This window comes from Saccharomonospora azurea NA-128, from assembly GCF_000231055.2.
GTDB lineage: Bacteria > Actinomycetota > Actinomycetes > Mycobacteriales > Pseudonocardiaceae > Saccharomonospora > Saccharomonospora azurea.
Map to the genome: position 1 here is coordinate 4,229,797 of NZ_CM001466.1, position 22,283 is coordinate 4,252,079.

The following is a 22,283-nucleotide window of genomic DNA, read 5'->3' on the forward strand; positions in this document are numbered from 1 at the left end:
GGCTTTCCCCTCAACGTGGGATGGGGAAAGAGGCAAGCGGGTGACCCAGGGGCCGCATCCACGGTGTCCATGACAACGTTTCACCGTGGCAGGTGAGTAGGTATCGCGACGGTCGGCTACTCTGCGCCCGTGAGCATCCTCGAGACGATCCTGGTCTTCGTGGCGATACCACTGGCCGTTTACGGCTTCTTCGCCTTGGTGACGCTACGGTCGAAGTTCGCGAGCAAGCCCCGTTACCGGCCGGGGCAGGCGTGGGACTACCCGCCCGTGTGGTGGGCCGCCAACCCGGAGGGTGTGGGGCAGCGGCACGCCGGTGACGCAGAGCACGGCGACGGCGTTCCGTCGAAGGTTCGAGGAGGTGCCAGTGGCAACTGGTGAACTGACCCGGGAATCCCCGTCCACCGGGCTTGAGGGTACGGAGCTGCAGCCCGGTGCCGCGGTGACGGCGAGCGGGCGGGTGTCGGTCGCGCAGATGTACGAGCCGGTTACTCCGTCCGGACCTTTCACCACGGCGCAGCTGGCGCGGGTCGACGAGGCGTTGACCCTGGCCAGCCGGGAGACGGGCCTCGACTTCAGCATCTACGTCGGCGAGCTCGGCGACGACCCACGCGCGGGTGCGGAGAGCCTGCACGACTCGCTGGGCGAGCGCGGCGACAACTTCGTCCTGGTGGCCGTCTCGCCGGGTGAGCGGGTCGTCGAGGTGATCACCGGTGCTCACGCCAAGCACAGGCTGTCGGACCGCGGTGCGAAGCTCGCGGTGATGAGCATGGTCGCGTCCTTCAAGGAAGGCGACCTCATCGGTGGTTTCGTCAGTGGTCTGCGCATGATGGCCGACCAGGCGGGCTCCGCGCCGCAGTCCTGACCGGCCCACGGCCCGGACGCCACAGCTCGACGCCCGTCCGAGGCCCACGACGTCGAAAGGCCGCCGCCCCCAGCGGGGACGGCGGCCTTCGTCGTGCCGGGCTCAGCTCTCGTCGAACCGTCGTGCGGCGAGAGCACGCACGACACCGGCGCGGCCTTCGCTCACCAGCCGTCGGAGCGCCGCCGCGTGGGCTCCCGCGAGCCAGGCGTCCGCCTTCGCGATGCCGTCCTCGGAGACCTCCCACGACGGGTACAGGCCCAGCACGGTCGGCTGCGCCCGCTCGCTCGACCGACGGCTCCAGACCTCGTCGAGCATGTCGAAGTAGCGCTGCGTGTAGTCGCCGAGGAGGTGCTTCTGCGCCGGGTGCGTGAAGCCCGCGATGACGGCTTCGTTCACGGCGTTGGGCGACTCGTCGTCGTAGACGGCGCGTTCCCAGGCCTGAGCCTTCGCCTCGGCGGTCGGCCGCAGTGCGCGGGCCCGTTCGGCGTGCCTGCGTCCGGTGGCCGTGTCGTCGCGCTGGAGCTCGGTGTCGATGTCGGCGTCGGTGGCGCGGCCGTGGGCGACGAGGGCGTGCAGCAGCCGCCAGCGCAGGTCGGTGTCGACGACGAGGCCTTCCAGCGGTGCGGAGCCGTCGAGCCAGCCCGCCAGCACGTCGAGCGTGGAGTCGTCCAGCACCGAGCCGGTCAGCGAGTTGACGAAGGCCAGCTGGTGGTCGGAACCGGGCTCGGCGGAGCGCGCCAACTCCAGCAGCGTGGCGGTGAAGCCGGGCCAACCGTGCTCGGCCGCCCACGACGGCTGCGCGTACGAGTTCAACGCGGTCTGCGCCTGCAGCAGCAGCCGCTGCACCACGCCGACCTCCGTCTCGGCGTGGACACCGCGCTGCACGAGCGTGACGAAGTCGCGGGCCTTGAGTTCCGCGTCGCGGGTCATCTCCCACGCCGCTGACCAGCACAGGGTGCGGGGCAGCGGCTCGGTGATGTCGGCGATGCGGTCGACCAGCGTGGTCAGGGACGTGGGGTCGAGGCGCATGGCGCAGTAGGTGAGGTCGTCGTCGTTGACCAGGACCAGGGAGCCTGCCGTGGTGCCGACGAGATCGGCGACCTCGGTGGATTCGCCGTCGACGTCGAGTTCGACGCGCCGGGTGCGCACGAGGCGGCCGGTGCCGTCGTCGTCGTAGACGCCCACGGCGACCCGGTGGGTGCGCAGCTCACCCGCACCGGGTTTGGCGCCCTCCTGCTCGATGGTGAACGAGCGGTAGGTGCCGTCGTCGCCCACCTCGTACCGCGGGCGCAGGGTGTTCAGGCCCGTGGTCTCCAACCACTGGGCGCTCCACCACGACAGATCCCGGCCCGAGGCCTCTTCCAGGGCGGCCAGCAGGTCGGCGAGGGTGGCGTTGCCCCAGGCGTGCTTGTCGAAGTAGATCCGCACGCCGGACAGGAAGTTCTCCTGGCCCACGTACGCCACGAGCTGCTTGAGCACGCTGGCGCCCTTGGCGTAGGTGATGCCGTCGAAGTTGACCTCCACCGCGTGCAGGTCGACCATGTCGGCCGCGATCGGGTGGGTCGAGGGCAGCTGGTCCTGGCGGTAGGCCCACGACTTCTCGATGTTGGCGAAGCTGGTCCACGCGCCGGTGTACTCGGTGGCCTCGGCCTGGGCCAGCACGCTGGCGAACGTGGCGAACGACTCGTTCAGCCACAGGTCGTCCCACCAGCGCATGGTCACCAGGTCGCCGAACCACATGTGCGCCATCTCGTGCAGCAGCGTCTCCGCCCGCCGCTCGTACGAGTAGCGGGTCACCCGGCTACGGAAGACGTAGTCCTCCAGGAACGTCACCGCGCCCGCGTTCTCCATCGCCCCGGCGTTGAACTCCGGTACGAACAACTGGTCGTACTTCGTGAACGGATACGGAACCCCGAATGCCCGGTGATAGAACCCGAAACCCTGCTTGGTCTCGGTGAACAACCGCTCGGCGTCCATGAACTCCGCCAACGACGCCCGGCAGTAGATTCCCAACGGAATCGTCTTGTGTTCGTCGGAGTAGGTGTCGCGCCACTCGGCGTAAGGGCCGGCGATCAGTGCCACCAGGTACGTCGACATGCGCTCCGAGGGCTCGAACACCGTGCGCACCGCGCCCTCGGCCGTATCCTCCCGACTCGCCACCGGCGTGTTGGACACGACGGTCCAGTCCCGCGGCGCGGTCACCACCAACCGGTAGGAGGCCTTGAGGTCGGGCTGGTCGAAACACGCGAACATCCGCTTGGCGTCCGCGGTCTCGAACTGGCTGTAGAGGTAGACCCCACCATCGACCGGATCGACGAAGCGGTGCAGACCCTCACCGGTGTTCATGTACCGGCAGTCGGCCTCCACCACCAACTCGTTGTCCGCGGCCAGATCGGGCAGGGCGACACCGTCGTCCTCGACATACCCCGACACATCCAGCTCACGACCATTCAACGTGGCCTCACGCACACCAGCGGCCACGATGTCCACCCAACTACTCTCCCCGGGCCGCGCCGCCGAGAACCGGACCGTCGTCCGCGACGAAAACGTTCCCTCGCCCGGCCCCCCACGGCCGTCGGTGAGGTCAAGCTCGATGTCGTAGGTGGAAACCTCCAGCAGACCGGCACGCCGCTGGGCTTGTTCACGGGTCAGGTTCGGGGCAGGCACTGGCACCTCTGCGCTGTTCGTCTGTTGTGGATGGGTCGTCTCAGTCGGTTATCGCAACCGGTGATCGCAACTACTGTGCTCAGCGCATCCAATCATGTGCGGCAGGGCGCGGCGACGGGAACAACGCGACGAGTCCCGTTGTTGGTCCCGGTGATGTGTACCCGCCCCGTACCCACCGCAACCAGTGACGGCGAGGAGTTGCCATGACAGCAGGTGCCGGTTCCGAGCGCACGCGCGTCGACTTCTACTTCGACCCGGTGTGTCCCTTCGCGTGGATCACGTCCCGGTGGATCCTCGAGGTCGAGAAGCACCTCGACATCGATCTGCGGTTCCGGGTCATGAGCCTGTCGGTGCTCAACGAAGGCCGCGATCTCGACGAGGGCTACCGCGAGATCCTGGACAAGGCGTGGGCGCCCGTGCGCGTGGCGATCGCGCTCGCCCAGGAGCGTGGCGAGGAGGTGCTCCGCGACTTCTACACCGCGTTCGGCACCCGCTACCACAACGAGGGCAACAAGGACGTCGAGCTGGTGCTCAAGCAGGCCGTCGAGGAGGTCGGGGGTTCGTCCGAGCTGCTCAAGGCCGCGGAGTCGACCGAGTACGACGAGGCACTGCGCGCCAGCCACCACGAGGGCATGGACCCGGTCGGTGAGGACGTGGGAACCCCCACGATCCACATCGACGGCGTCGCGTTCTTCGGCCCGGTGTTGACGTCGGTGCCGAAGGGGCAGGACGCGGTGCGCGTGTTCGAGGGCGCTCGGATGCTCGCCGGCTATCCCGACTTCTTCGAGCTGAAGCGCACGCGCACGGGGTCGCTGAAGTTCGACTGACGCCTCAGTCGGTGGGCTTGGTCAGCGCGGCGCGCGTGACGTCGGCAGGCAGCGGGGAGCGATCGAGGGCGGCGTTCTCGTCGAGCCGGCCCGACCGCACGTCGGCGCGCAGGTCGAGCAGCGTCAGCAGCTGACGCCGGCAGGTCTCGACGAGGTCGGGGCCTGCCGGTTCGCCGTGTCCGGGCACCACAGTCGTCGCGTCGAAGGTGGCCAGCCGCTCCAGCGCGGAGGGCCAGGCGGCGAGCACCGTGTCGGTTCCGAACGACTCGGCGCTGAACGTCCCGCCCGGCACGCGTTCCACGAGGTCGCCCGCGAACAGCACGCCCACGTCGGGTACGTGCACCACCACGTCGCCGGGGGTGTGCGCGACACCGGGATGGGCGAGCACCACGCGGCGCCGACCGAGGTCGAGTTCGACCCGGTCCCGCACGAGCAGCCCGCGCCCGGGAGCCCGGTCCAGGCGCACGAGTTCGTCCCAGCAGGCGGGGTGGGCCCACGCGTCGCACGGCAGGAAGGCCGGCAGGCCGTAGGCGTGGTCGAAGTGGTCGTGTGTGATGACCACCGTCCACGGCAGCGGCGTGACCCGACGGACGGCGTCGGCCAGTTCCGCGCCCTGCCTGGCGTCGCCGCGGACGTCCACCACGAGGCACCGCTCGCTGCCGAGGACGAGTCCGACCGACAGGTCGAGTTCCGCGTACCGGCGCAGGAGCACGCCCTCGGCGATCTCCACCCACTGCGTATCCACAGCCGGAGCGTACGGCGTCGCAGCGGGGCGCGGGTGGGTACTGCGGCCCCCTCGCGGGATGGCAGACTTGGCAGCCGTGCGCGTGTACCTGGGAAGCGACCATGCCGGCTTCGAGTTGAAGAACCACCTGGCCACCCACCTTCGGGAGAAGGGCTACGAGGTGACCGACGTCGGACCGCACGTCTACGACGCGGCCGACGACTACCCGGCTTTCTGCATCGAGACCGCCCGCCGCGTCGTGGCGGACGAGGGGAGCCTCGGCGTCGTCATCGGCGGCTCCGGCAACGGCGAGCAGATCGCCGCCAACAAGGTTCCCGGCGCCCGGGCCGGGTTGGCCTGGAGCGTGGAGACGGCGAAGCTCACGCGTGAGCACAACCACGCCCAGCTGATCGGTGTGGGTGCGCGGATGCACTCGCTGGAGGAAGCCACCGAGATCGTCGAGGCGTTCCTCACCACGGCCGCCTCCGACGACGCCCGGCACGTCCGGCGCATCGGTCAGATCAGCCACTTCGAGCGGACGGGTACCGCTCCCGAGCTGCCGGAGAACTGATGCCCGAGGGCCACACCCTGCACCGGCTGGCGCGGCTGCACCAGCGCCGCTACGTCGGCACACCGGTGCGGGTGTCGAGCCCACAGGGACGCTTCGCCGCCGAAGCCGCCGTCGTCGACGGGCATGTCATGACGGCGGCCGAGGCGTACGGCAAGCACCTGTTCCACCATTACGGTCCACAAGGGATCGTCCATGTGCACCTCGGGTTGTACGGCGCGTTCACCGAGAATCCGCTGCCCGTCACCGAACCCGTCGGGCAGGTGCGCATGCGCATCGTCGGGAGCACGCACTGGACCGATCTGCGGGGTCCCACGCGGTGCGAGCTGCTCACCCCGCCCGAGGCGGAGGCGATCATCGCGCGGCTCGGCCCCGACCCGCTGCGGCGCGACGCCGACCCGGAGCGCGCGTGGAACCGCATCTCGCGGTCACGCACGTCGTTGGCCGCGCTGCTGATGGACCAGTCGGTGATCGCGGGTGTGGGCAACGTCTATCGCGCCGAAGTGCTGTACCGCCAGGGGATCGCGCCCATGCTGCCCGGGAAGTCACTGCGTCGTGAACAGTGGGAGGCGCTCTGGGCCGACCTGTGCGAGTTGATGCGGGACGGCGTCCGCGTTGGCCGGATCGACACGGTCGCGTGGGAGCATCGGCCGGAGGTCACAGGGCGGGCTCCCCGCAACGACCGGCACGGGGGCGAGGTCTACGTCTACCGCCGCACCGGCCGGCCGTGCCTCGTGTGCGGCACACCCGTGGCTCACACCGAACTCGCGGGACGGAACCTGTACTGGTGCCCGACCTGCCAGCCCGCCTGATGCCTCTCTGCCCGGTGTACCGATGACAACAGGGGTGCCCGGACTCTGGACGGCCGAACACCCCTGCCTCGCTCGGATCAGAATCCGAAGTCGCCGAAGTCGCCCCCGCCGAAATCGCCGCCTCCGAAGTCGCCTCCGAAGTCGTCGCCGCCACCGGCGTCTCCCGCATCACCGGCGTCACCGGCGTCTCCGGCATCGCCGCTCTCCAGCGCGTCCTCCTGGCCCGCGTCGTATCCCGACTCCCAGGCCTCGGCGCTCGGGATCCCGGCCATCCCGGCGAACATGGTCGAGAACAGCAGCATCGAACCGAAACCCCACGCACCCGCGACGAGTGCCGGCTTCCACCAGGGTTCGCTGTACCAGCCCTGAGGCACGGGGCGCCCCGCGACGCGGCCGCCGGGGTAGTAGTGCGGGGTCGCCGACGTCGGCGCGGGGGAGGCTTCGTAGTGCCGGCCTTCGACGTCGACCGAGCGGTGCTCGGTGACCTTGCCCGCGCGCTCCCGCTCGGGATCCTCGGGAAGTGTGGGGCCGGGATCGAGGCCCATGGCCGTCCGGGCTGCGCGGACGTAGTAGAGGCCTTCCAGAGCGGTCTGCTTCGCGAGCCGGGCCTGGTCGACCGTCTCCGCGCGCTCGATCTCGGAGCCCGCGGCGTTGTACCGCTCGCTCGCGTCGGCCATCGCCTGCTGAGACGCGGTGTCGGTCCCGGTGAGATTCAGGACCTGGCCGCCAAGGCGTTCGATCCAGCGCCGTGCGTCGGCCTTCGCGTCGTCGAGTTGCCGCCGCTTGGTCGCTGCCTGGGATCGGACGAGGTAGGCCGTGCCGGCGACGACGATCAGCAGGAGCACGATCACCGTGATCGTGGTTCCCATGGGCTACTCCCCGATTGTTGGGCTCACTGAACCAGACAACGCGGACAGTACCCGAGAAGTTCCCGGTGGAATGTCACCAGGCGCGACCCACGGTGAACGACTGCGTCCAGATGTCCTGGAGGCGGACGACGTCGCCGGGCTCGGGAGCGGCCCACATTTTACCGTTCCCGGCGTAGATGCCGACGTGGTAGACGTGCCCGTTCTCGGCGAAGAACAGCAGGTCGCCGGGGCGCATCTCGCTCTTGGGCAGTTCGGGTAGGGCAGCCCGTTGGTCACGCGACGTCCGGGGCAGGTCGATGCCGAGTCGCGCGTGGACGTACTGGGTGAGGCCGGAGCAGTCGAACTGGTCCGGGCCGTCGGCCCCATAGACGTAGGGGGCACCGGCGTGCCGGGCGGCGAGGTCGACGATGCGCTCTCCGGTGGATGTCGCGGGTTCGTCACCGTCGTCGCCGTCGCCGTCGTTGTCGTGGTTGTCGGCGTCGTTGTCGCCGCCCGGCTCGGGTTTGTCCTTCTCAGGGGTGGGCGACGGCGTCGGTGGCGTCGGTTTCTCGCCCTGGAGAGGGGCCGGTTTGTGCTTCTGGGGCGGCTTCGGTCTCGGTTCTTCCGCTTCCGAAGCGGGCGGTTTTTCGCCGACGTCGGCGCCACTGGCCGCGTTTCGGATCATCATTGCGGAACTGACGCCCGGGCTCACGACCAGCGTCAGAGCGGCGGCGGCCACCACGGCCACCGACCTCGCGAAAGTTCTGTGTGCCATCTGTTGCCTCCGGTCGCAAAAGCGTGTTCACGGATCTCCTCTGAGAACATCGCCGCCGGTTTTCGACGACACAGAACGGTAACCACGGGCAACGCAATGAATGCGAATTGTAGAATGGCGACGTGTTCATCATTGAGTGAATCCGAAAAGAAAGGGGTTTAGTGTCGCCCCGCTGCTGACCTGCACCTTCGCTACGGAATGCGGTCGAATGAACACGAACGGTGGTGATGCACGTCACGTTAGATTTTGTGATGTGCGTCACGCGTCATGGCGGTGTCGTGGTGGTCGGTGCGTGTGCCGGGTGCCGCAGAAGCCGCGTGTCGGCGGGATGTCTCGGTGTCGTGCCGGTCGAAACGCGCGGGAAGGACGGTTCCGGGGTGTGGCTCCGCGCGTCGGTCCGGGGTGCTGTGGTATGTGGCCCCGGCGCGGCCGGGTGGGCGACCGCGGGAGGAGGCGTCGCGAGATGGCGAAGGCCCCGGCTCGCCATGATCGGCGGGGCCGGGGCCTTCGGTGGAGCGGGCGACGGGAATCGAACCCGCGTAACCAGTTTGGAAGACTGGGGCTCTACCATTGAGCTACGCCCGCGTGCCGCCGGACTCACCCGGCTGCAAGGCCAGTGTAGCGACACCCGCTAGAGTGTCCTCACACCGCCCTCGTGTGGCGGACGGGGTGTGGCGCAGTTTGGTAGCGCATTCGCTTTGGGAGCGAAGGGTCGCAGGTTCAAATCCTGTCACCCCGACCAGGTGTCCGACCAGGGGCTTTGTGGTGTGACACAGGGTCCCTGGCGGATTCGGTCGCGAGCCCGGGCTCGAAGGACGATTCGTTCGGGCCCGGCGATGATCGGTCCATCCGCGTTTCGACTGCCCGACATCGCTTCATCGCGTGAGTCAGATCACGTGACGGCGTCGAGGTTCGGACCGCTCGGTCCACATGGGTCGGTGCCCGTCCGGTGCCGCGAGCGCGGGCCGTCGTCAGGTCGTGCGTCGCCGTCGCAACCATCCCGCGACCGGGAACAGCACCGCGAACGCGACGAGCGACGTGACGATCACCATGACGACGATGCGCGGATCGTCGAAACTCTGGGTCGCCACAACCGTGGCGGCGGGACCACCAGCACCGCCGCGTTCAGTCCGAGATCGCTGCGCGCCACCTCGGCGAGCTTGACGAGGAACGGCGCGCCGGCCGCGTTTTCGATTATGCCGAGTGCCAGCAACGGGACCAGCACGAAGTGCACCACCGAGCACGAGCACGAGCGAGCTCACGTCGCGGAGCCGGTCGCCGACGTCATCCACCGCATTGCTCAGCCGCCGAGAGCATCGACGCGAACGAAAACACCAGCACCGACACGGTCAGCAGAGAGTCGAGCACGTCCGTCACGGCACCCGCCCGCAACGTCTGGAAGCCGTTTCGTAACGGGCTGTACCAGGGAGCCAACCGCAGTGTCACTTGCCGAACATCGCCGTCCGGTAGCCCGCGCCTGCGAGGAGGGACGGCAGCGTCGGATGGTCGGCCGGAATGCCGGGTCCTTCCGACCGGGTGACGAGCGGCTCCTCCAGACCCGCCGGGAGCCGACCCGGGTAGCGGCCGGTGTAGAGGCTGATCTGCGTGGACGAACACCATGGGACCCGCGTAGCCGGGGGTGAAACGGAGCCCTTCCGCGGCCAGGCGGTCGAGGTTGGGGGTCCGGATCGCCGTGGAGCCGTAACAGCCGAGATTCTTCCAGCCCAGGTCGTCGGCGAGAACGACGATCACGTTCGGGGTGGCGGGTCGGTCCCGTCCGGGGTCTCCGGGGTCACCGGCAGACCGTCGGATTCTCGTGGAACCGTCGCCATGGCGCCTCGTCGGATGTCGTCCGTCCGACGGGACCTACCCGAGGGGTGGGGGCACAAACGCGTGCGCCTCCACCCCACGGGCCGGACGATCAGTGCGAGGACGCCTTCTCGGCGCCCGCGCCGGTGAGGGCCCGTACCTCCATCTCCTTGTGCTTGGAGTCCAGGTGCTCCTTCGACAGCATGGTGCCGAGCCAGCCGAGGAAGAACGACACGGGGATCGAGACCAGGCCCGGGTTCTGCAGCGGGAACCAGCTGAAGTCCGCGCCGGTGATCATCGAGCTCTCGGTGCCCGACACGGCCGGGGAGAACACGATGAGCACGAGGGTCACCGTGAGTCCACCGTAGATCGACCACAGCGCACCCGAGGTGTTGAACCGCTTCCAGAACAGCGAGTACAGGATCGTCGGCAGGTTCGCCGAGGCCGCGACGGCGAACGCGAGCGCCACGAGGAACGCCACGTTCTGGTCCTTGGCCAGGATGCCGCCGAGGATGGCCACAGCGCCGATGACGCACGCCGTGATCCGGGCGACCTTCACCTCGGAGGTCTTGTTGTCGACCTTGCCCCGCTTGATGACGTTGGCGTACACGTCGTGGGCGAACGACGCCGACGCCGTGATCGTCAGACCGGCGACCACCGCCAGGATCGTCGCGAACGCCACCGCCGCGATGAAGCCCAGCAACAGCGGGCCTCCGAGTGCCTCCGCCAGCAGTGGCGCCGCCGAGTTCTCCCCGCCCGGTGCGTCCTTGATCGTGTCCGGGCCCACGATGGCGGCCGCGCCGTAGCCCAGCACCAGCGTGAACAGGTAGAACAGGCCGATGAGGACGATGGCCCAGACGACCGACTTACGGGCGTCCTTCGCCGTCGGCACGGTGTAGAACCGCATGAGCACGTGCGGCAGGCCCGCCGTGCCCAGCACGAGCGCGATACCGAGCGACAGGAAGTCCAACTTGGACGTGTCACTGGCGCCGTACTTCGCGCCCGGGTTCAACACGGAGTCGCCGTCCGGCGCGCGTTCGGCGGCCGAGCCCATCAGCTCGGAGAGGTTGAGTCCGAAGCGGCCGAGTACCCAGATGGTCATGGCGAATGTGCCCGCGATGAGCAGGGCGGCCTTGATGATCTGGACCCAGGTGGTGCCCTTCATGCCGCCGACGAGCACGTACACGATCATGACGATGCCGACGATGGCGATGACCACGGCCTGGCCGAGGTCGCCCTCGATGCCCAGCAGCAACGACACGAGCGCGCCCGCACCGGCCATCTGCGCCAGCAGGTAGAAGAACGAGACCGCCATGGTGGACGTCGCCGCCGCGGCCCGCACCGGCTTCTGCCGCATGCGGAACGCCAGCACGTCGCCCATCGTGAACTTGCCCGTGTTGCGCAGCAGCTCGGCCACGAGCAGCAGGGCGACGAGCCAGGCGACGAGGAACCCGATGGAGTACAGGAACCCGTCGTACCCGTACACCGCGATGGCGCCCGCGATACCCAGGAACGACGCCGCCGACAGGTAGTCGCCCGCGATGGCGGTGCCGTTCTGCGGTCCCGTGAACGCGCGGCCCGCCGCGTAGTAGTCGGAGGCCGTCTTCGTGTTGCGCGACGCGCGGAACACCACGATGAGGGTGCCGATGACGAACAGGCCGAAGATCGTGATGTTGAGGACCGGGTTGTTGCCTTCGATGCTCTGGGCGAGGGTCATGCGTCCTCCCCTTCCACGTCCTGCCTGATGCGGTCGGCGATCGGGTCGAGCTTGCGGTTGGCGTAGCGCACGTACAGGGCCGTGATGGCGAACGTCGATACGAACTGCAGCAGGCCGAGGACCAGTCCGACGTTGATGTTGCCGACGAGCTTGATCGACATGAAGTCGTGTGCGTAGTCCGCGAGCAGGACGTAGAGCAGGTACCAGACAAGGAACAACGCGGTCATGGGGAAGACGAACCGCCGCAGCCGTCGGCGGAGTCGCTGGAAGTCCTCGCTGGCGTGGACCTCTTCCCAGGACGGGGCCCCGGGCGGATGGGTCGAGGGCTCGGTGGCACTCACTCCTGACCTCCTTGTCAGTGACACATGGGACACATCGCGACACAGCGCGGGACGGCGACTGTGCGTGGTGCGTCACAGTAAGGAGGGGACGGAGCGGACGAAATCGTCAGCGGACCAATCGGCGTGTGATGCGACGAACGGCTGACGAACGGCGCGCCGACCACGACGAGTGGCCTAGATCACGCGCGAGTGTCGACCGATCGGCGTACGGGAAGCGGCGATGTTCGTGGAGGTGCAGGCGCAGCATCGCGGCCGTGGACCACGATGGGGGCCTGCCGAACGACGACACGACGACCATCGTGGCGAACGCGAGCGGGACCGACCACGGCGCGGGCTGGACCAGCAGGATCGACACCCAGCCGGGCACGGGCGGGTCGAGGATGCCCAGCGCGAACCCGCCGCAGGAGGCGAGCAGCCCGGCAGTCACCCCCGCCACCGCACCCGTGGCGGTGAGCCGGGACCACCAGATGCCGAGGACGAGCAGCGGGCAGAAGGTCGACGCCGCCACGGTGAAACCCCACGTGACCAGCGTGCTCGCGTCGAAGGAGAGGGCGGTCAGCGCCAGCGGCACCACGACGGCCCCGGCGCCCACCACGGCGACGCGGAGCTGACGCAGCCCACCGGGCACGAGGTCGTGGGAGATCGCGCCGGACACGACGAGCATCAGACCGAGCGACGTCGCCAGGAAGGCGGCGAACGCCCCCGCGGTGAGCAGTCCGGTGAACACCCCACCGAGCGGGCCCGCGTTCACCTGGGCGGGCAACGCCACCACCGCGCTGTCGGTGGCGCCCGACAGGTAGAGGTGCGGCACGAGGACCCGACCGAGCATCCCGTAGATGCCGGGGAAGATGTAGAAGACGCCGAGCAGGGCCACGGTGAGTGCGGCGGTACGGCGTGCCGCGCGGCCGTCGGGGCTCGTGTGGAACCGCATGATGACGTGCGGCAGCCCCATCGTGCCGAACATGGTCGCCACGAGCACGGCCCAGGTGGCGAGCAGCGGATGTCCCGTGTCTCCGAGGTCCAGCAGCGGCCGGGTCCAGTCGGGTCCGCCCGGGGCGGCCTCGCCCTCCGGCACGGGCGCGGCGCTGCCTTCGGCGAAGACCACCGTGGAGCCCGCGGGGACGTGCCAGTCGCCGGCGGGGACCGCCGACACGGCGCCGTCGGAGTCGACGACGCGCACGCCCTCGGGCACGTCGAGGGTCGCGTCCACCCGGAAGGACACCGGCGTTCGCGTCTCGAAGTGGGTGAACTCGACCGGGTGCAGGGCCTCGTTCCGCACACCCGGACCGACCTGGGTCAGCAGCCACACGGCGGGAACGATGAACAGCACGAGTTTGAGCACGAACTGGAACGCCTGGACGTAGGTCGCGGCGCGCATGCCGCCGAGCGCGAGCGTGGCGCTGACGGCCGCGCCCGAGAGGAGGACGCCGACCCAGTACGGCGTGTCGCTCACCACGCTGAGGACGAGCCCGGCCGTGCGGAACTGCGGAACGAGGTAGAGGACGCCGATCACGAGCACGACCACGGCCGCGAGCTTGCGCAGCGCGGGGGAGCCCAGGCGAGCCTCGGCGAAGTCCGGCACCGTGAGCGCACCCGAGCGGCGCATCGGCGCGGCGACGAGGGCGAGCATGGCGATGTAGCCCGCCGTGAATCCCACCGGATACCACAGCGCTCCCACTCCGTCGCGCACCATGAGTCCGGCGACGCCGAGGAACGAGGCCGCCGACAGGTACTCGCCGGACACCGCGGCGGAGTTCAGCAGCGGGGACACGCGCCGCGAGGCCACGAGGAAGTCCGAGGTGGTCCGCATCGCGGCGACGCCGCGCAGACCGATGGCGAGCGTGATCAAAACGACCGGCGCCACGGCGAGCGCGACGATCATCGCCCGTCCTCGCCGCAGTCCTGCACCGGGGGAGCCGGCATGGAGTCGACGGAGTCCTCTTCGGCCTCGGCCCGCCGCAGGTGCCAGAACGCCAGTGCCGTCATGGCCGGGAACGGCAGCACCGCCACCGCGAGCCAGGACACCGGGACGTCGAAGAGGCGTACCCGGCCCAGGTCCGGCGCGAGAGCCAGGACGAGCGGCAGCCCGAACACGAGGGTGAAGGCCGTCGTCAACGCGACGGCGGCGCGGCGCCGTTGCCGCTGGTAGAGCGCCACCGCGAAGGGGGCCTCCACCGGATCGAGCGTCGTCGGTCGCCACGGTCCCCGATACCGGCGGCGGGCGTGGGCGAGGCGGGTCTGCGGACTCGTCACCGCCACTCGACGCGAATGACTCACGGTGCCGAGCCCTCCGGGCGCAGCTCGCCGCGCTGGGCCGCGCGCAGCAGCCGTTCTCTCAGATTGCGCGCGTGCCTGCGGCTCACCGGCACGTCGCCGATGTCGGTGTGGGCGAGCAGCCCGCCCACCGAGTCGCTGCGCAGTTCCCGGACGGCGGCCAGCGCCACGAGGAACCCGCGGTGTGTGCGCACGAAGCCCGCGCCCGCCCAGTACTCCTCAAGCCGTGAGATCGGCATGCGCACGAGGTGCACGCCCGAGCGGGTGTGCAGCCGGACGTAGTCGCCGTGCGCCTCCACGAACCGCACGTCCTGCCTGCTCACGTACCGCGTGCGGCCGCCGGACTCCACGGGCAGCGCCGCGAGGGCGTCGGGCGTGGGCTGGTGCGGCGGAGGGGGAGTGGACTCGGCCGAGACCATGCGGACGACCCGGGCGAGTGCGTCGGCCAGGCGTTCGGGTCGTACGGGTTTGAGCAGGTAGTCCACGGCACCGAGGCCGAACGCGGCCACGGCGTGCTCGTCGTAGGCGGTGACGAACACGATCACCGGTGGTTTCGCCAGCTTGGTCAGCAGGGAGGCGAACTCCAGCCCGTCGAGGCCCGGCATCGCGATGTCGAGGAACACCGCGTCGAACTCCTCCTGCTGCAGGCGCTTCAACGCGGCCACGGCGTCGCCGGCGGCGGCCACCTCCGCCACCTCGGGCGCGTCCCGCAGCATCCCGCACAGGTCGTCCAGCGCGGCGGGCACGTCGTCGACCGCCAGCACACGCAGGGTGGGGTTGGTCTCGGCGGTCACGGCATCACTCCCGGCTGGAAACGTGGTACTCGCACGATCACCCGTGTGCCTTCACCCTTTCCGGTCTCCACGACGAGGCCGAACCACGGTCCGTACACGTTACGCAAGCGGCGATCGACGTTCGCCAGGCCCACGCTCTCCGATTCCCCTGCTCCGGCGAGCAGGCGCTCGGCCTTCCCGGGGTCCATCCCCACGCCGTCGTCCTCGACGCTGATCACGCAGTCCGTGCCCTCCGCCTCGCCGAGGACGGTGACGGTGCCCCCTTCAGGACGATGTTCGATGCCGTGCCGCACGGCGTTCTCGACCAGCGGTTGGAGCACCAGGTACGGGATCGCGACCGGCAGCACCTCGGGAGCCACCCGCACCTGCACGCGCAGCCGCTCGCCGAGTACGGCGCGCTGGAGCGCGAGGTAGGTCTCGATCGCGTGGAACTCGTCCGCGACGGTCGTGTACTCACCGTGGCGGGCGAGGCTGTAGCGGATGTAGTCGGCGAAGTCGAGCATCAGCTCGCGCGAGCGGTCCGGGTCCGGGCGCACCAACCCGGCGATGACGGTGAGGGCGTTGTAGACGAAGTGCGGTGAGATCTCGGCACGCAACGCGCGCAGTTCGGCGGCCGCCGCCTCCTCCGCCGACGCTTCCAGCCTGCCGCGTTCGAGTGCGGCCTCCCCGAGCCCGGCCACCTCACGCAGCGCGGCCATCCGGGCCGTTCCCGCGACGGCCAGGACCCCGGCCAGTTCGTCGTGCACGATGAGCGGCAGCGCCACCACCTCGGCGCGACGGCACTGGTTCTCGGTGTGCAGCACCTCGTCGATCATCGCGGCGACATCGACGTCGGACGGCATCGTGCCCACGACCACGAGGTGACCGGACAGGTCGGACAGTCCCACGGCGTCGGCGGCCAGCAGCCGGCGGATCCCGCGGGCTGCGGAACGGACCCGGGGACCGGAGAGTCCGTCGGCGAGGTCCTCGGCCACGTGCCGGGTCGTCTCCAGAACGGGACCGGGATCGCGCAGCCCGCGGGAACGCAACGGCCAGCGGCTTCGGGACGAAATCCGGGCCGGTACGGACGCCGTCCGCCCTCCGGGCATCGACATGGGCCTCCCAGCTACGTCGGCGGTACGGGGAATCTAACGGCGGCCCGGCCTGCCCGGAAGGGGTGAGCGTCGACGAGCGCGCGGAGATCGCGGCGCACGCGGGTATCAGCGTGTTGCCGGGCCGAACGTGACGTTCGTCGCTGTGTGCGCGTGCGTGCCTCCCGATGGCCCTCGGTCGTCGTGGCCGGGAGTGCGCGGCTGAGGTTTCGGCCGGTCAGCGTCGCGGGCGGTGCGCTCGCCGTCGTCGTCCCGTCGGTGGTGGTGCGGAAAGCCCGGGCGGACGGGAAGCGGTGACCGGATGTCCGCCCGATCTCGGGGTCCGTGATGTCCGAAATTCGACAAGTAGAGTGACGGGCATTCTGGCCCTGCCCGTGCGTTCAGGAGGGGTTGACGACACCCGCATGAGCACTACACCTCCCGCGAAGACCAAGCTGTTCGGCCGCTCGTCCTGGACCGAGTGGAAACGCGTGGCCGACATCCTGCGGCAGGAGACCGTCGGCGGGATGCTGCTGCTCGCCGGTGCGGTCATCGCCTTGATCTGGGCGAACTCGCCCGCATCCGACGCGTACACGGCGGTCAGGGACTTCACGTTCGGGCCGGAGGCCCTGCACCTGAACCTGTCGGTGGGGCAGTGGGCGTCCGACGGGCTGCTCGCCATCTTCTTCTTCGTGGTGGGCGTCGAGCTGAAGCGGGAGTTCGTCGTCGGCGACCTGCGCGACCCGCGCAGGGCCGCCATCCCGATCGTGGCGGCGTTCGGCGGTGTCCTGCTGCCCGCCCTCATCTACGTGCTGGTGAACCTCGGCGACACGAGCGCGCTGCGCGGCTGGGCCATCCCGACGGCCACGGACATCGCCTTCGCGGTCGCGGTGCTGGCGGTCATCGGCCGGTTCCTGCCGTCGGCGTTGCGCATGTTCCTGCTCACGCTCGCGGTGGTCGACGACCTCATCGCCATCTGCATCATCGCGATCTTCTACACCGAGGAACTGGCCGCGGTGCCGCTGCTGCTGGCGCTGCTGCCGCTGGGGTTGTTCACACTGCTCGTGCAGCGCCGCGTGCGGTCGTGGTGGCTGCTGGTCCCGCTGGCCGTGACGGCCTGGGCGCTCGTGCACGCGTCGGGCATCCACGCCACCGTCGCGGGCGTGCTGCTCGGCTTCACGGTGCCGGCCCTGACCCGCAAGGGCGAGGCCGTGTCGATGGCCGAGCACTTCGAACACCGCGTGCGGCCGCTCTCGGCGGGTGTCGCGGTGCCGATCTTCGCGTTGTTCGCGGCGGGTGTGGCCTTCGGCGGCCTCGACGGACTCGTCAACGCGCTCACCGAGCCGGTGGCGCTCGGCATCATGGCCGGCCTGCTCGTCGGCAAGGCCGTCGGCATCCTGGGCACCACGTACCTCATGAGCCGGTTCACGAAGGCCGAACTGGACAGCGACGTCGCGTGGATCGACGTGCTGGGCATCGCGATCCTCGCCGGCATCGGCTTCACCGTGTCCCTGCTGGTGGGCGAGCTGTCGTTCAGCGAGGGCGACGAACGCGGCGAGATCGTCAAGATCGCCGTGCTCTGCGGCTCGCTGCTGTCCGCGCTCGTCGCGACGGTCCTGCTGCGCTTCCGCAACCGGCACTACCGGAAGGTGCACGAGAAGGAGACGAAGGACGCCGACGGCGACGGCGTCCCGGACATCTACCAGGGCCGGTCCTCCAGTGAGGACTCGCTCGACTAGGTGTCCCACTTGCTCACCGGCCGTGCGGACCCGCACCACGAGCGGGTGCACTCGGTGGCCTAGACTCGGACATCCGGTCCCTGCTTGGCCTGCGGTCGCTGGACCGGTTTACCGATACCGACTCACAGTCCCGGCGAGGAGATAACGTTGAAGAGCACCGTCGAGCAGCTGAGCCCGACGCGCGTGAAGATCAATGTCGAGGTGCCGTTCGACGAGCTCAAACCGAACTTCGACCGCGCCTACCGGAAGATCGCTCAGCAGGTCCGGATTCCAGGCTTCCGTCCCGGCAAGGCCCCCGCTCGCGTCCTCGAGAGCCGCATCGGCCGGGCCCCGGTGCTCGACGAGGTCGTCAACGAGGCCATTCCCGCGAAGTACCTCGAAGCGGTGCGCAGCGGTGAGGTCCGCACACTCGGTCAGCCCGAGTTCGAGGTGACCAAGCTCGAGGACCGCGAGGTGCTGGAGTTCAGCGCCGAGGTGGACGTCCGCCCCGAGATCACGCTTCCCGACCTCGGCGACATCACGGTCAGCGTGGACGACGTGGAGCTCGACGACGCGGAGGTCGACGAGCAGCTCGACCAGCTGCGCGCCCGCTTCGGCACGTTGGTCGGCGTCGACCGGCCCGCCGAGAACGGCGACTTCGTCTCGATCGACCTGTCGGCCACCGTCGACGGCGAGGAGGTGCCCGACGCCTCCACCACCGGCCTGTCCTACGAGATCGGTTCCGGTCAGCTCGTCGAGGGCATCGACGACGCCATCATCGGCGCGAACGAGGGCGAGACCAAGACCTTCACCACCAAGCTGGTGGCCGGCGAGCACACCGGCAAGGACGCCGAGGTCACGGTCAAGGTCAACAGCATCAAGCAGCGCGAGCTGCCCGAGGCCGACGACGAGTTCGCCCAGCTCGCCAGCGAGTTCGACACGCTCGACGAGCTGAAGGCCGACCTGCGCGAGCGGCTGACGCGCATGAAGCGCGTCCAGCAGGGCGTGCAGGCGCGGGACAAGGTGCTCGACGTCCTCCTGGAGCGCGTCGACGTGCCGATCCCGGAGAAGGTCCTCGAATCGGAGATCTCGAACCGCAAGCACGACGCCATCCACCCGTTCGACCACGACGAGGAGGCCTTCAAGCGCTCGCTGGAGGCCCAGGGCGGCAACCCCGAGGAGTGGGAGAACGAGGTCCGCGAGGAAGCCGAGAAGTCGGTGCGCACGCAGCTGCTGCTCGACGCCCTCGCCGACGAGCGCGAGCTCTCGGTCAACGACTCCGAGCTCACCGAGCGCATCATCTACCAGGCGCAGCGCTTCGGCATGAACCCGGACGAGTACGTGCGGCGGGCGCAGGAAGCCGGTCAGCTCGGTGCCATCTACGCCGACGTGCGGCGGGGCAAGGCGCTCGCCACCGTCGTGCGCGAGGTGACCGTCACCGACTCCTCCGGCGAGACGCTGGACCTGAGCGAGCTCTTCGGTACGGACGAGACCGAGGAGGCCGACCAGGCTGCGGGCTCGGCCGAGGGCGACGAGACTGCCACTGAAGGGTCGACTGAGGACAGTGCGTCGAAGGCCGGCGACGAGTCGGCGTCGACCTCCGACCGGTGACCTTTTCTCATGCTCTGAGCGAACTCGGGCGGTGTCAGGACTTCTGCGCCGCCCGAGTTCGTTAGGGTCGGTGACAAGATCTTCGAACTCCCGAAAAGGCAGGCAGACGTGACGCAGCACATGCCCGAGGGGCGGACCGGCACCGCCGGCCTCAACCTGACCGACTCGGTGTACGAGCGGTTGCTCCAGGAGCGCATCGTCGTGCTCGGCTCCGAGGTGAACGACGAGGTCGCCAACCGCATCACCGCGCAGCTGTTGTTGTTGGCCGCGGAGGACCCGCAGGCGGACATCCGCTTCTACATCAACTCGCCGGGTGGTTCGGTCACCGCCGGCTTCGCCATCTACGACACGATGCAGTTGATCGAGCCCGACGTGGCGACCTACGCGATGGGCCTCGCGGCGTCGATGGGCCAGTTCCTGCTGTCGTCGGGCACGCCGGGCAAGCGCTACGCCTTGCAGCACGCGCGCATCCTCATGCACCAGCCGTCGGCGGGTGTCGGTGGTACCGCCTCCGACATCGCCATCCAGGCCGAGGTGTTCAGCAAGTGGAAGTACGAGCTGGCTCGGATCACCGCCGAACAGACCGGCCAGACGGTGGAGCAGATCATCGCCGACGGTGACCGCGACCGGTGGTTCACCGCTGCCGAGGCCAAGGACTACGGCTTCGTCGACCAAGTCCTCACCCGCGAAAACCCGACCCCGAACGCGAACTGACCGGGCAGGGTAGGAGGAGAATCATGCACGGTTTCCAACTTCCGCAGTCCCGGTACATCCTGCCGTCGTACGTGGAGCGCACCAGCTACGGCATCAAGGAGTCGAACCCGTACAACAAGCTGTACGAGGAACGGCAGATCATGCTGGGGGTCCAGGTCGACGACGCGTCGGCCAACGACGTGATGGCCCAGTTGCTCCACCTGGAGCACGAGGACCCGGACCGCGACATCATCCTGTACATCAACTCGCCCGGTGGATCGTTCACCGCGTTGATGGCGATCTACGACACGATGCAGTACGTGCGTCCGGACATCCAGACCGTGTGCCTCGGCCAGGCCGCGTCGGCCGCCGCGGTGCTGCTGGCGGCGGGCACGAAGGGCAAGCGGCTGGCGCTGCCCAACTCGCGGGTGCTCATCCACCAGCCGGCCACCGAGGGTGCGTACGGCCAGGTGTCGGACCTGGAGATCCAGGCCGCCGAGATCCAGCGCGTGCGTCGCCTGATGGAGAACACGCTGGCGAAGCACACGAACAAGTCGCCGGACGAGGTGCGGGCCGACATCGAGCGTGACAAGATCCTCACGCCCGAGGAGGCCAAGGAGTACGGCATCATCGACCAGGTGCTGGAGTACCGCAAGGCGTCGCAGGACTGACGATGGCGTGGAAGCGGGCGGCCGGTCGACCGTGTCATGGTGGGCCGCCGCCCGTTTTTCGCACTAGGCTTGACGTTCCTGCCGCCCGATAGCTGGTAAAACTCCCACGGGGCGCGCGGGGCGGGTACCGTCAGTGGCAACGCACGACAGAGGTGTCATCGACACCGGAGGGGACGAGGTCAGCGGTCATGGCACGGATCGGCGACGGCGGAGACCTGCTGAAGTGCTCATTCTGCGGCAAGAGCCAGAAACAGGTGAAGAAGCTCATCGCCGGGCCCGGCGTGTACATCTGTGACGAGTGCATCGAGCTCTGCAACGAGATCATCGAAGAGGAGCTCGCCGAGACGAGCGACGTGAAGCTCGACGAGCTTCCCAAGCCCGCTGACATCCACGAGTTCCTCGAGCAGTACATCATCGGCCAGGACGAGGCCAAGCGCACGCTGGCCGTGGCCGTCTACAACCACTACAAGCGCATCCAGTCGGAGTCCAAGGCGTCGAAGGACTCCAAGGACGAGCCGGTCGAGCTGGCGAAGTCCAATATCCTGATGCTCGGCCCGACTGGGTGTGGGAAGACCTACCTCGCGCAGACGCTGGCGAAGATGCTGAACGTGCCGTTCGCGATCGCCGACGCGACGGCGCTCACCGAGGCCGGCTACGTGGGCGAGGATGTCGAGAACATCCTGCTGAAGCTCATCCAGGCCGCCGACTACGACGTGAAGCGCGCCGAGACGGGCATCATCTACATCGACGAGGTCGACAAGATCGCCCGCAAGTCGGAGAATCCGTCGATCACGCGAGACGTGTCGGGTGAGGGTGTGCAGCAGGCGCTGCTGAAGATCCTGGAGGGCACGACGGCGTCGGTGCCTCCGCAGGGCGGCCGCAAGCACCCGCACCAGGAGTTCATCCAGATCGACACCACGAACGTGCTGTTCATCGTGGCGGGTGCGTTCGCCGGTCTCGAGAAGATCATCAACGACCGCATCGGCAAGCGCGGGCTCGGCTTCGGGGCGGAGATCCGCACGAAGCGCGAGATCGAGGAGACCGACGTCTTCACCGACACGATGCCGGAAGACCTGATCAAGTTCGGGCTCATTCCCGAGTTCATCGGCCGACTTCCGGTGGTCGCGAGCGTCACCAACCTCGACAAGCCCTCGCTGGTCCGCATTCTCACCGAGCCACGCAACGCGTTGACCAAGCAGTACAAGAAGCTGTTCGAGATGGACAACGTGGAGCTGGAGTTCACCAAGACGGCCCTGGAGGCGATCGCCGACCAGGCGTTGTTGCGGGGGACCGGTGCTCGCGGGCTGCGTGCGATCATGGAAGAGGTCCTCCAGCCGGTGATGTACGACATCCCGAGTCGCGAGGACGTCGCCAAGGTGGTCATCACCGAGCAGACCGTGCGCGAGAACGTCAATCCCACCATCGTGTCGCGTCAGCCGACGAGGCGACAGCGGGAGCGTGGCGAGAAGTCCGCCTGATTTCCTGACCGCTACTGTCTGTAC

General features: G+C 68.9%; 22 protein-coding genes, 2 tRNA genes and 1 pseudogene. 11 read left to right on the top strand and 14 right to left on the bottom strand.

Annotation, left to right across the window (positions count from 1 at the left end; genetic code table 11):
• Positions 1 to 129 precede the first annotated feature (129 nt).
• Both ctaJ and SACAZDRAFT_RS19570 read left to right on the top strand, forming a co-directional pair.
• Positions 130 to 378, top strand: a complete 249-nt coding sequence (gene ctaJ, locus SACAZDRAFT_RS19565; RefSeq protein ID WP_005444517.1) for an aa3-type cytochrome oxidase subunit CtaJ — start codon at positions 130 to 132, stop codon at positions 376 to 378.
• Positions 365 to 862, top strand: a complete 498-nt coding sequence (locus SACAZDRAFT_RS19570) for a DUF5130 family protein (RefSeq protein WP_005444518.1) — start codon at positions 365 to 367, stop codon at positions 860 to 862. The genes ctaJ and SACAZDRAFT_RS19570 overlap by 14 nt, the downstream gene beginning before the upstream one ends.
• Positions 863 to 964: 102 nt before the next feature.
• Here the strand turns inward: SACAZDRAFT_RS19570 and pepN are convergent, their stop codons facing one another.
• The gene (gene pepN, locus SACAZDRAFT_RS19575) at positions 965 to 3,529 is read right to left on the bottom strand and encodes an aminopeptidase N (RefSeq protein ID WP_005444519.1); all 2,565 of its coding nucleotides are present in this window, start codon (positions 3,527 to 3,529) and stop codon (positions 965 to 967) included.
• Positions 3,530 to 3,732: 203 nt separating this feature from the next.
• Between pepN and SACAZDRAFT_RS19580 the strand changes: the two genes are divergently transcribed.
• Positions 3,733 to 4,356, top strand: a complete 624-nt coding sequence (locus SACAZDRAFT_RS19580; RefSeq protein WP_005444520.1) for a mycothiol-dependent nitroreductase Rv2466c family protein — start codon at positions 3,733 to 3,735, stop codon at positions 4,354 to 4,356.
• A 4-nt stretch (positions 4,357 to 4,360) separates the two neighbouring features.
• Here SACAZDRAFT_RS19580 and SACAZDRAFT_RS19585 read toward each other — a convergent pair whose 3' ends face one another.
• Positions 4,361 to 5,101, bottom strand: coding sequence for an MBL fold metallo-hydrolase (locus SACAZDRAFT_RS19585; RefSeq protein ID WP_232286301.1), 741 nt, complete (start codon positions 5,099 to 5,101; stop codon positions 4,361 to 4,363).
• A 76-nt stretch (positions 5,102 to 5,177) separates the two neighbouring features.
• Here SACAZDRAFT_RS19585 and SACAZDRAFT_RS19590 point away from each other — a divergent pair, with 76 nt between their 5' ends.
• On the top strand, positions 5,178 to 5,651 hold the full coding sequence (locus SACAZDRAFT_RS19590; RefSeq protein ID WP_198283949.1) for a ribose-5-phosphate isomerase: 474 nt from the start codon (positions 5,178 to 5,180) through the stop codon (positions 5,649 to 5,651).
• Positions 5,651 to 6,460 (top strand): Fpg/Nei family DNA glycosylase, encoded by an 810-nt coding sequence (locus SACAZDRAFT_RS19595; RefSeq protein WP_005444523.1) that lies wholly within the window; start codon positions 5,651 to 5,653, stop codon positions 6,458 to 6,460. The genes SACAZDRAFT_RS19590 and SACAZDRAFT_RS19595 overlap by 1 nt, the downstream gene beginning before the upstream one ends.
• A gap of 77 nt (positions 6,461 to 6,537) precedes the next feature.
• Here SACAZDRAFT_RS19595 and SACAZDRAFT_RS19600 read toward each other — a convergent pair whose 3' ends face one another.
• The 3 genes from SACAZDRAFT_RS19600 to SACAZDRAFT_RS19610 all read right to left on the bottom strand — a co-directional run bounded on the left by SACAZDRAFT_RS19600 (position 6,538) and on the right by SACAZDRAFT_RS19610 (position 8,668).
• Positions 6,538 to 7,329: a hypothetical protein gene (locus tag SACAZDRAFT_RS19600; protein WP_005444524.1), complete on the bottom strand. Its 792-nt coding sequence runs from the start codon at positions 7,327 to 7,329 to the stop codon at positions 6,538 to 6,540.
• Positions 7,330 to 7,402: 73 nt separating this feature from the next.
• Positions 7,403 to 8,083, bottom strand: a complete 681-nt coding sequence (locus tag SACAZDRAFT_RS19605; protein ID WP_005444525.1) for a C40 family peptidase — start codon at positions 8,081 to 8,083, stop codon at positions 7,403 to 7,405.
• 511 nt (positions 8,084 to 8,594) lie between these two features.
• Positions 8,595 to 8,668: transfer RNA gene (locus SACAZDRAFT_RS19610), tRNA-Gly, on the bottom strand.
• An 80-nt stretch (positions 8,669 to 8,748) separates the two neighbouring features.
• Between SACAZDRAFT_RS19610 and SACAZDRAFT_RS19615 the strand changes: the two genes are divergently transcribed.
• Positions 8,749 to 8,825: transfer RNA gene (locus SACAZDRAFT_RS19615), tRNA-Pro, on the top strand.
• Between the two features lie 303 nt (positions 8,826 to 9,128).
• Here the strand turns inward: SACAZDRAFT_RS19615 and SACAZDRAFT_RS23930 are convergent.
• The 9 genes and pseudogenes from SACAZDRAFT_RS23930 to SACAZDRAFT_RS19650 form a co-directional block, all read right to left on the bottom strand.
• On the bottom strand, positions 9,129 to 9,308 hold the full coding sequence (locus SACAZDRAFT_RS23930; protein ID WP_232286302.1) for a hypothetical protein: 180 nt from the start codon (positions 9,306 to 9,308) through the stop codon (positions 9,129 to 9,131).
• Between the two features lie 217 nt (positions 9,309 to 9,525).
• Entirely contained in the window at positions 9,526 to 9,798 is a 273-nt protein-coding gene (locus SACAZDRAFT_RS24190) for a sulfatase-like hydrolase/transferase (protein WP_408638071.1), read from the bottom strand.
• Positions 9,767 to 9,835 (bottom strand): annotated as a pseudogene (locus SACAZDRAFT_RS24195) (hypothetical protein); the annotation flags it as partial. The gene SACAZDRAFT_RS24190 and the pseudogene SACAZDRAFT_RS24195, both read right to left, overlap by 32 nt.
• A gap of 169 nt (positions 9,836 to 10,004) precedes the next feature.
• Positions 10,005 to 11,609: a solute symporter family protein gene (locus SACAZDRAFT_RS19625; protein WP_005444526.1), complete on the bottom strand. Its 1,605-nt coding sequence runs from the start codon at positions 11,607 to 11,609 to the stop codon at positions 10,005 to 10,007.
• Positions 11,606 to 11,950 (bottom strand): DUF485 domain-containing protein, encoded by a 345-nt coding sequence (locus tag SACAZDRAFT_RS19630; RefSeq protein ID WP_005444527.1) that lies wholly within the window; start codon positions 11,948 to 11,950, stop codon positions 11,606 to 11,608. Before SACAZDRAFT_RS19630 ends, SACAZDRAFT_RS19625 begins: the two co-directional genes overlap by 4 nt.
• A gap of 106 nt (positions 11,951 to 12,056) precedes the next feature.
• Complete coding sequence (locus tag SACAZDRAFT_RS19635; RefSeq protein ID WP_005444528.1) at positions 12,057 to 13,832, bottom strand: sodium/solute symporter; 1,776 nt, start codon at positions 13,830 to 13,832, stop codon at positions 12,057 to 12,059.
• The gene (locus SACAZDRAFT_RS19640) at positions 13,829 to 14,227 is read right to left on the bottom strand and encodes a DUF485 domain-containing protein (protein WP_005444529.1); all 399 of its coding nucleotides are present in this window, start codon (positions 14,225 to 14,227) and stop codon (positions 13,829 to 13,831) included. The genes SACAZDRAFT_RS19635 and SACAZDRAFT_RS19640 overlap by 4 nt, the downstream gene beginning before the upstream one ends.
• Entirely contained in the window at positions 14,224 to 15,018 is a 795-nt protein-coding gene (locus tag SACAZDRAFT_RS19645) for a LytR/AlgR family response regulator transcription factor (RefSeq protein WP_005444532.1), read from the bottom strand. Before SACAZDRAFT_RS19645 ends, SACAZDRAFT_RS19640 begins: the two co-directional genes overlap by 4 nt.
• Complete coding sequence (locus tag SACAZDRAFT_RS19650; protein ID WP_005444534.1) at positions 15,015 to 16,106, bottom strand: sensor histidine kinase; 1,092 nt, start codon at positions 16,104 to 16,106, stop codon at positions 15,015 to 15,017. Before SACAZDRAFT_RS19650 ends, SACAZDRAFT_RS19645 begins: the two co-directional genes overlap by 4 nt.
• A 407-nt stretch (positions 16,107 to 16,513) precedes the next feature.
• Here SACAZDRAFT_RS19650 and nhaA point away from each other — a divergent pair, with 407 nt between their 5' ends.
• The 5 genes from nhaA (at position 16,514) to clpX (ending at position 22,259) form a co-directional block, all read left to right on the top strand.
• A complete protein-coding gene (gene nhaA / locus SACAZDRAFT_RS19655) occupies positions 16,514 to 17,827 on the top strand; it encodes a Na+/H+ antiporter NhaA (RefSeq protein WP_005444537.1) in 1,314 nt (437 codons plus the stop codon).
• A 147-nt stretch (positions 17,828 to 17,974) separates the two neighbouring features.
• Positions 17,975 to 19,417, top strand: coding sequence for a trigger factor (gene tig, locus SACAZDRAFT_RS19660; RefSeq protein WP_005444539.1), 1,443 nt, complete (start codon positions 17,975 to 17,977; stop codon positions 19,415 to 19,417).
• Positions 19,418 to 19,537: 120 nt separating this feature from the next.
• Positions 19,538 to 20,131: an ATP-dependent Clp protease proteolytic subunit gene (locus SACAZDRAFT_RS19665; RefSeq protein WP_005444541.1), complete on the top strand. Its 594-nt coding sequence runs from the start codon at positions 19,538 to 19,540 to the stop codon at positions 20,129 to 20,131.
• A 23-nt stretch (positions 20,132 to 20,154) separates the two neighbouring features.
• Positions 20,155 to 20,781 carry an ATP-dependent Clp protease proteolytic subunit gene (locus tag SACAZDRAFT_RS19670; RefSeq protein WP_005444544.1) on the top strand — a complete coding sequence of 209 codons (627 nt, stop codon included), beginning with the start codon at positions 20,155 to 20,157 and terminating at the stop codon, positions 20,779 to 20,781.
• Positions 20,782 to 20,969: 188 nt separating this feature from the next.
• Positions 20,970 to 22,259: an ATP-dependent Clp protease ATP-binding subunit ClpX gene (clpX, locus tag SACAZDRAFT_RS19675; protein ID WP_005444546.1), complete on the top strand. Its 1,290-nt coding sequence runs from the start codon at positions 20,970 to 20,972 to the stop codon at positions 22,257 to 22,259.
• The last annotated feature ends 24 nt before the right edge of the window (positions 22,260 to 22,283 follow it).

Coding starts and splice junctions, on each gene's coding strand:
- SACAZDRAFT_RS19580 (WP_005444520.1), top strand. CDS start 3,733: ATGACAGCAGGTGCCGGTTCCGAGCGCACGCGCGTCGACTTCTACTTC.
- SACAZDRAFT_RS19595 (WP_005444523.1), top strand. CDS start 5,651: ATGCCCGAGGGCCACACCCTGCACCGGCTGGCGCGGCTGCACCAGCGC.
- SACAZDRAFT_RS19600 (WP_005444524.1), bottom strand. CDS start 7,329: ATGGGAACCACGATCACGGTGATCGTGCTCCTGCTGATCGTCGTCGCC.
- SACAZDRAFT_RS19605 (WP_005444525.1), bottom strand. CDS start 8,083: ATGGCACACAGAACTTTCGCGAGGTCGGTGGCCGTGGTGGCCGCCGCC.
- SACAZDRAFT_RS19625 (WP_005444526.1), bottom strand. CDS start 11,609: ATGACCCTCGCCCAGAGCATCGAAGGCAACAACCCGGTCCTCAACATC.
- SACAZDRAFT_RS19635 (WP_005444528.1), bottom strand. CDS start 13,832: ATGATCGTCGCGCTCGCCGTGGCGCCGGTCGTTTTGATCACGCTCGCC.
- SACAZDRAFT_RS19650 (WP_005444534.1), bottom strand. CDS start 16,106: ATGCCCGGAGGGCGGACGGCGTCCGTACCGGCCCGGATTTCGTCCCGA.
- nhaA (WP_005444537.1), top strand. CDS start 16,514: ATGAGCACTACACCTCCCGCGAAGACCAAGCTGTTCGGCCGCTCGTCC.
- SACAZDRAFT_RS19665 (WP_005444541.1), top strand. CDS start 19,538: ATGCCCGAGGGGCGGACCGGCACCGCCGGCCTCAACCTGACCGACTCG.
- SACAZDRAFT_RS19670 (WP_005444544.1), top strand. CDS start 20,155: ATGCACGGTTTCCAACTTCCGCAGTCCCGGTACATCCTGCCGTCGTAC.
- clpX (WP_005444546.1), top strand. CDS start 20,970: ATGGCACGGATCGGCGACGGCGGAGACCTGCTGAAGTGCTCATTCTGC.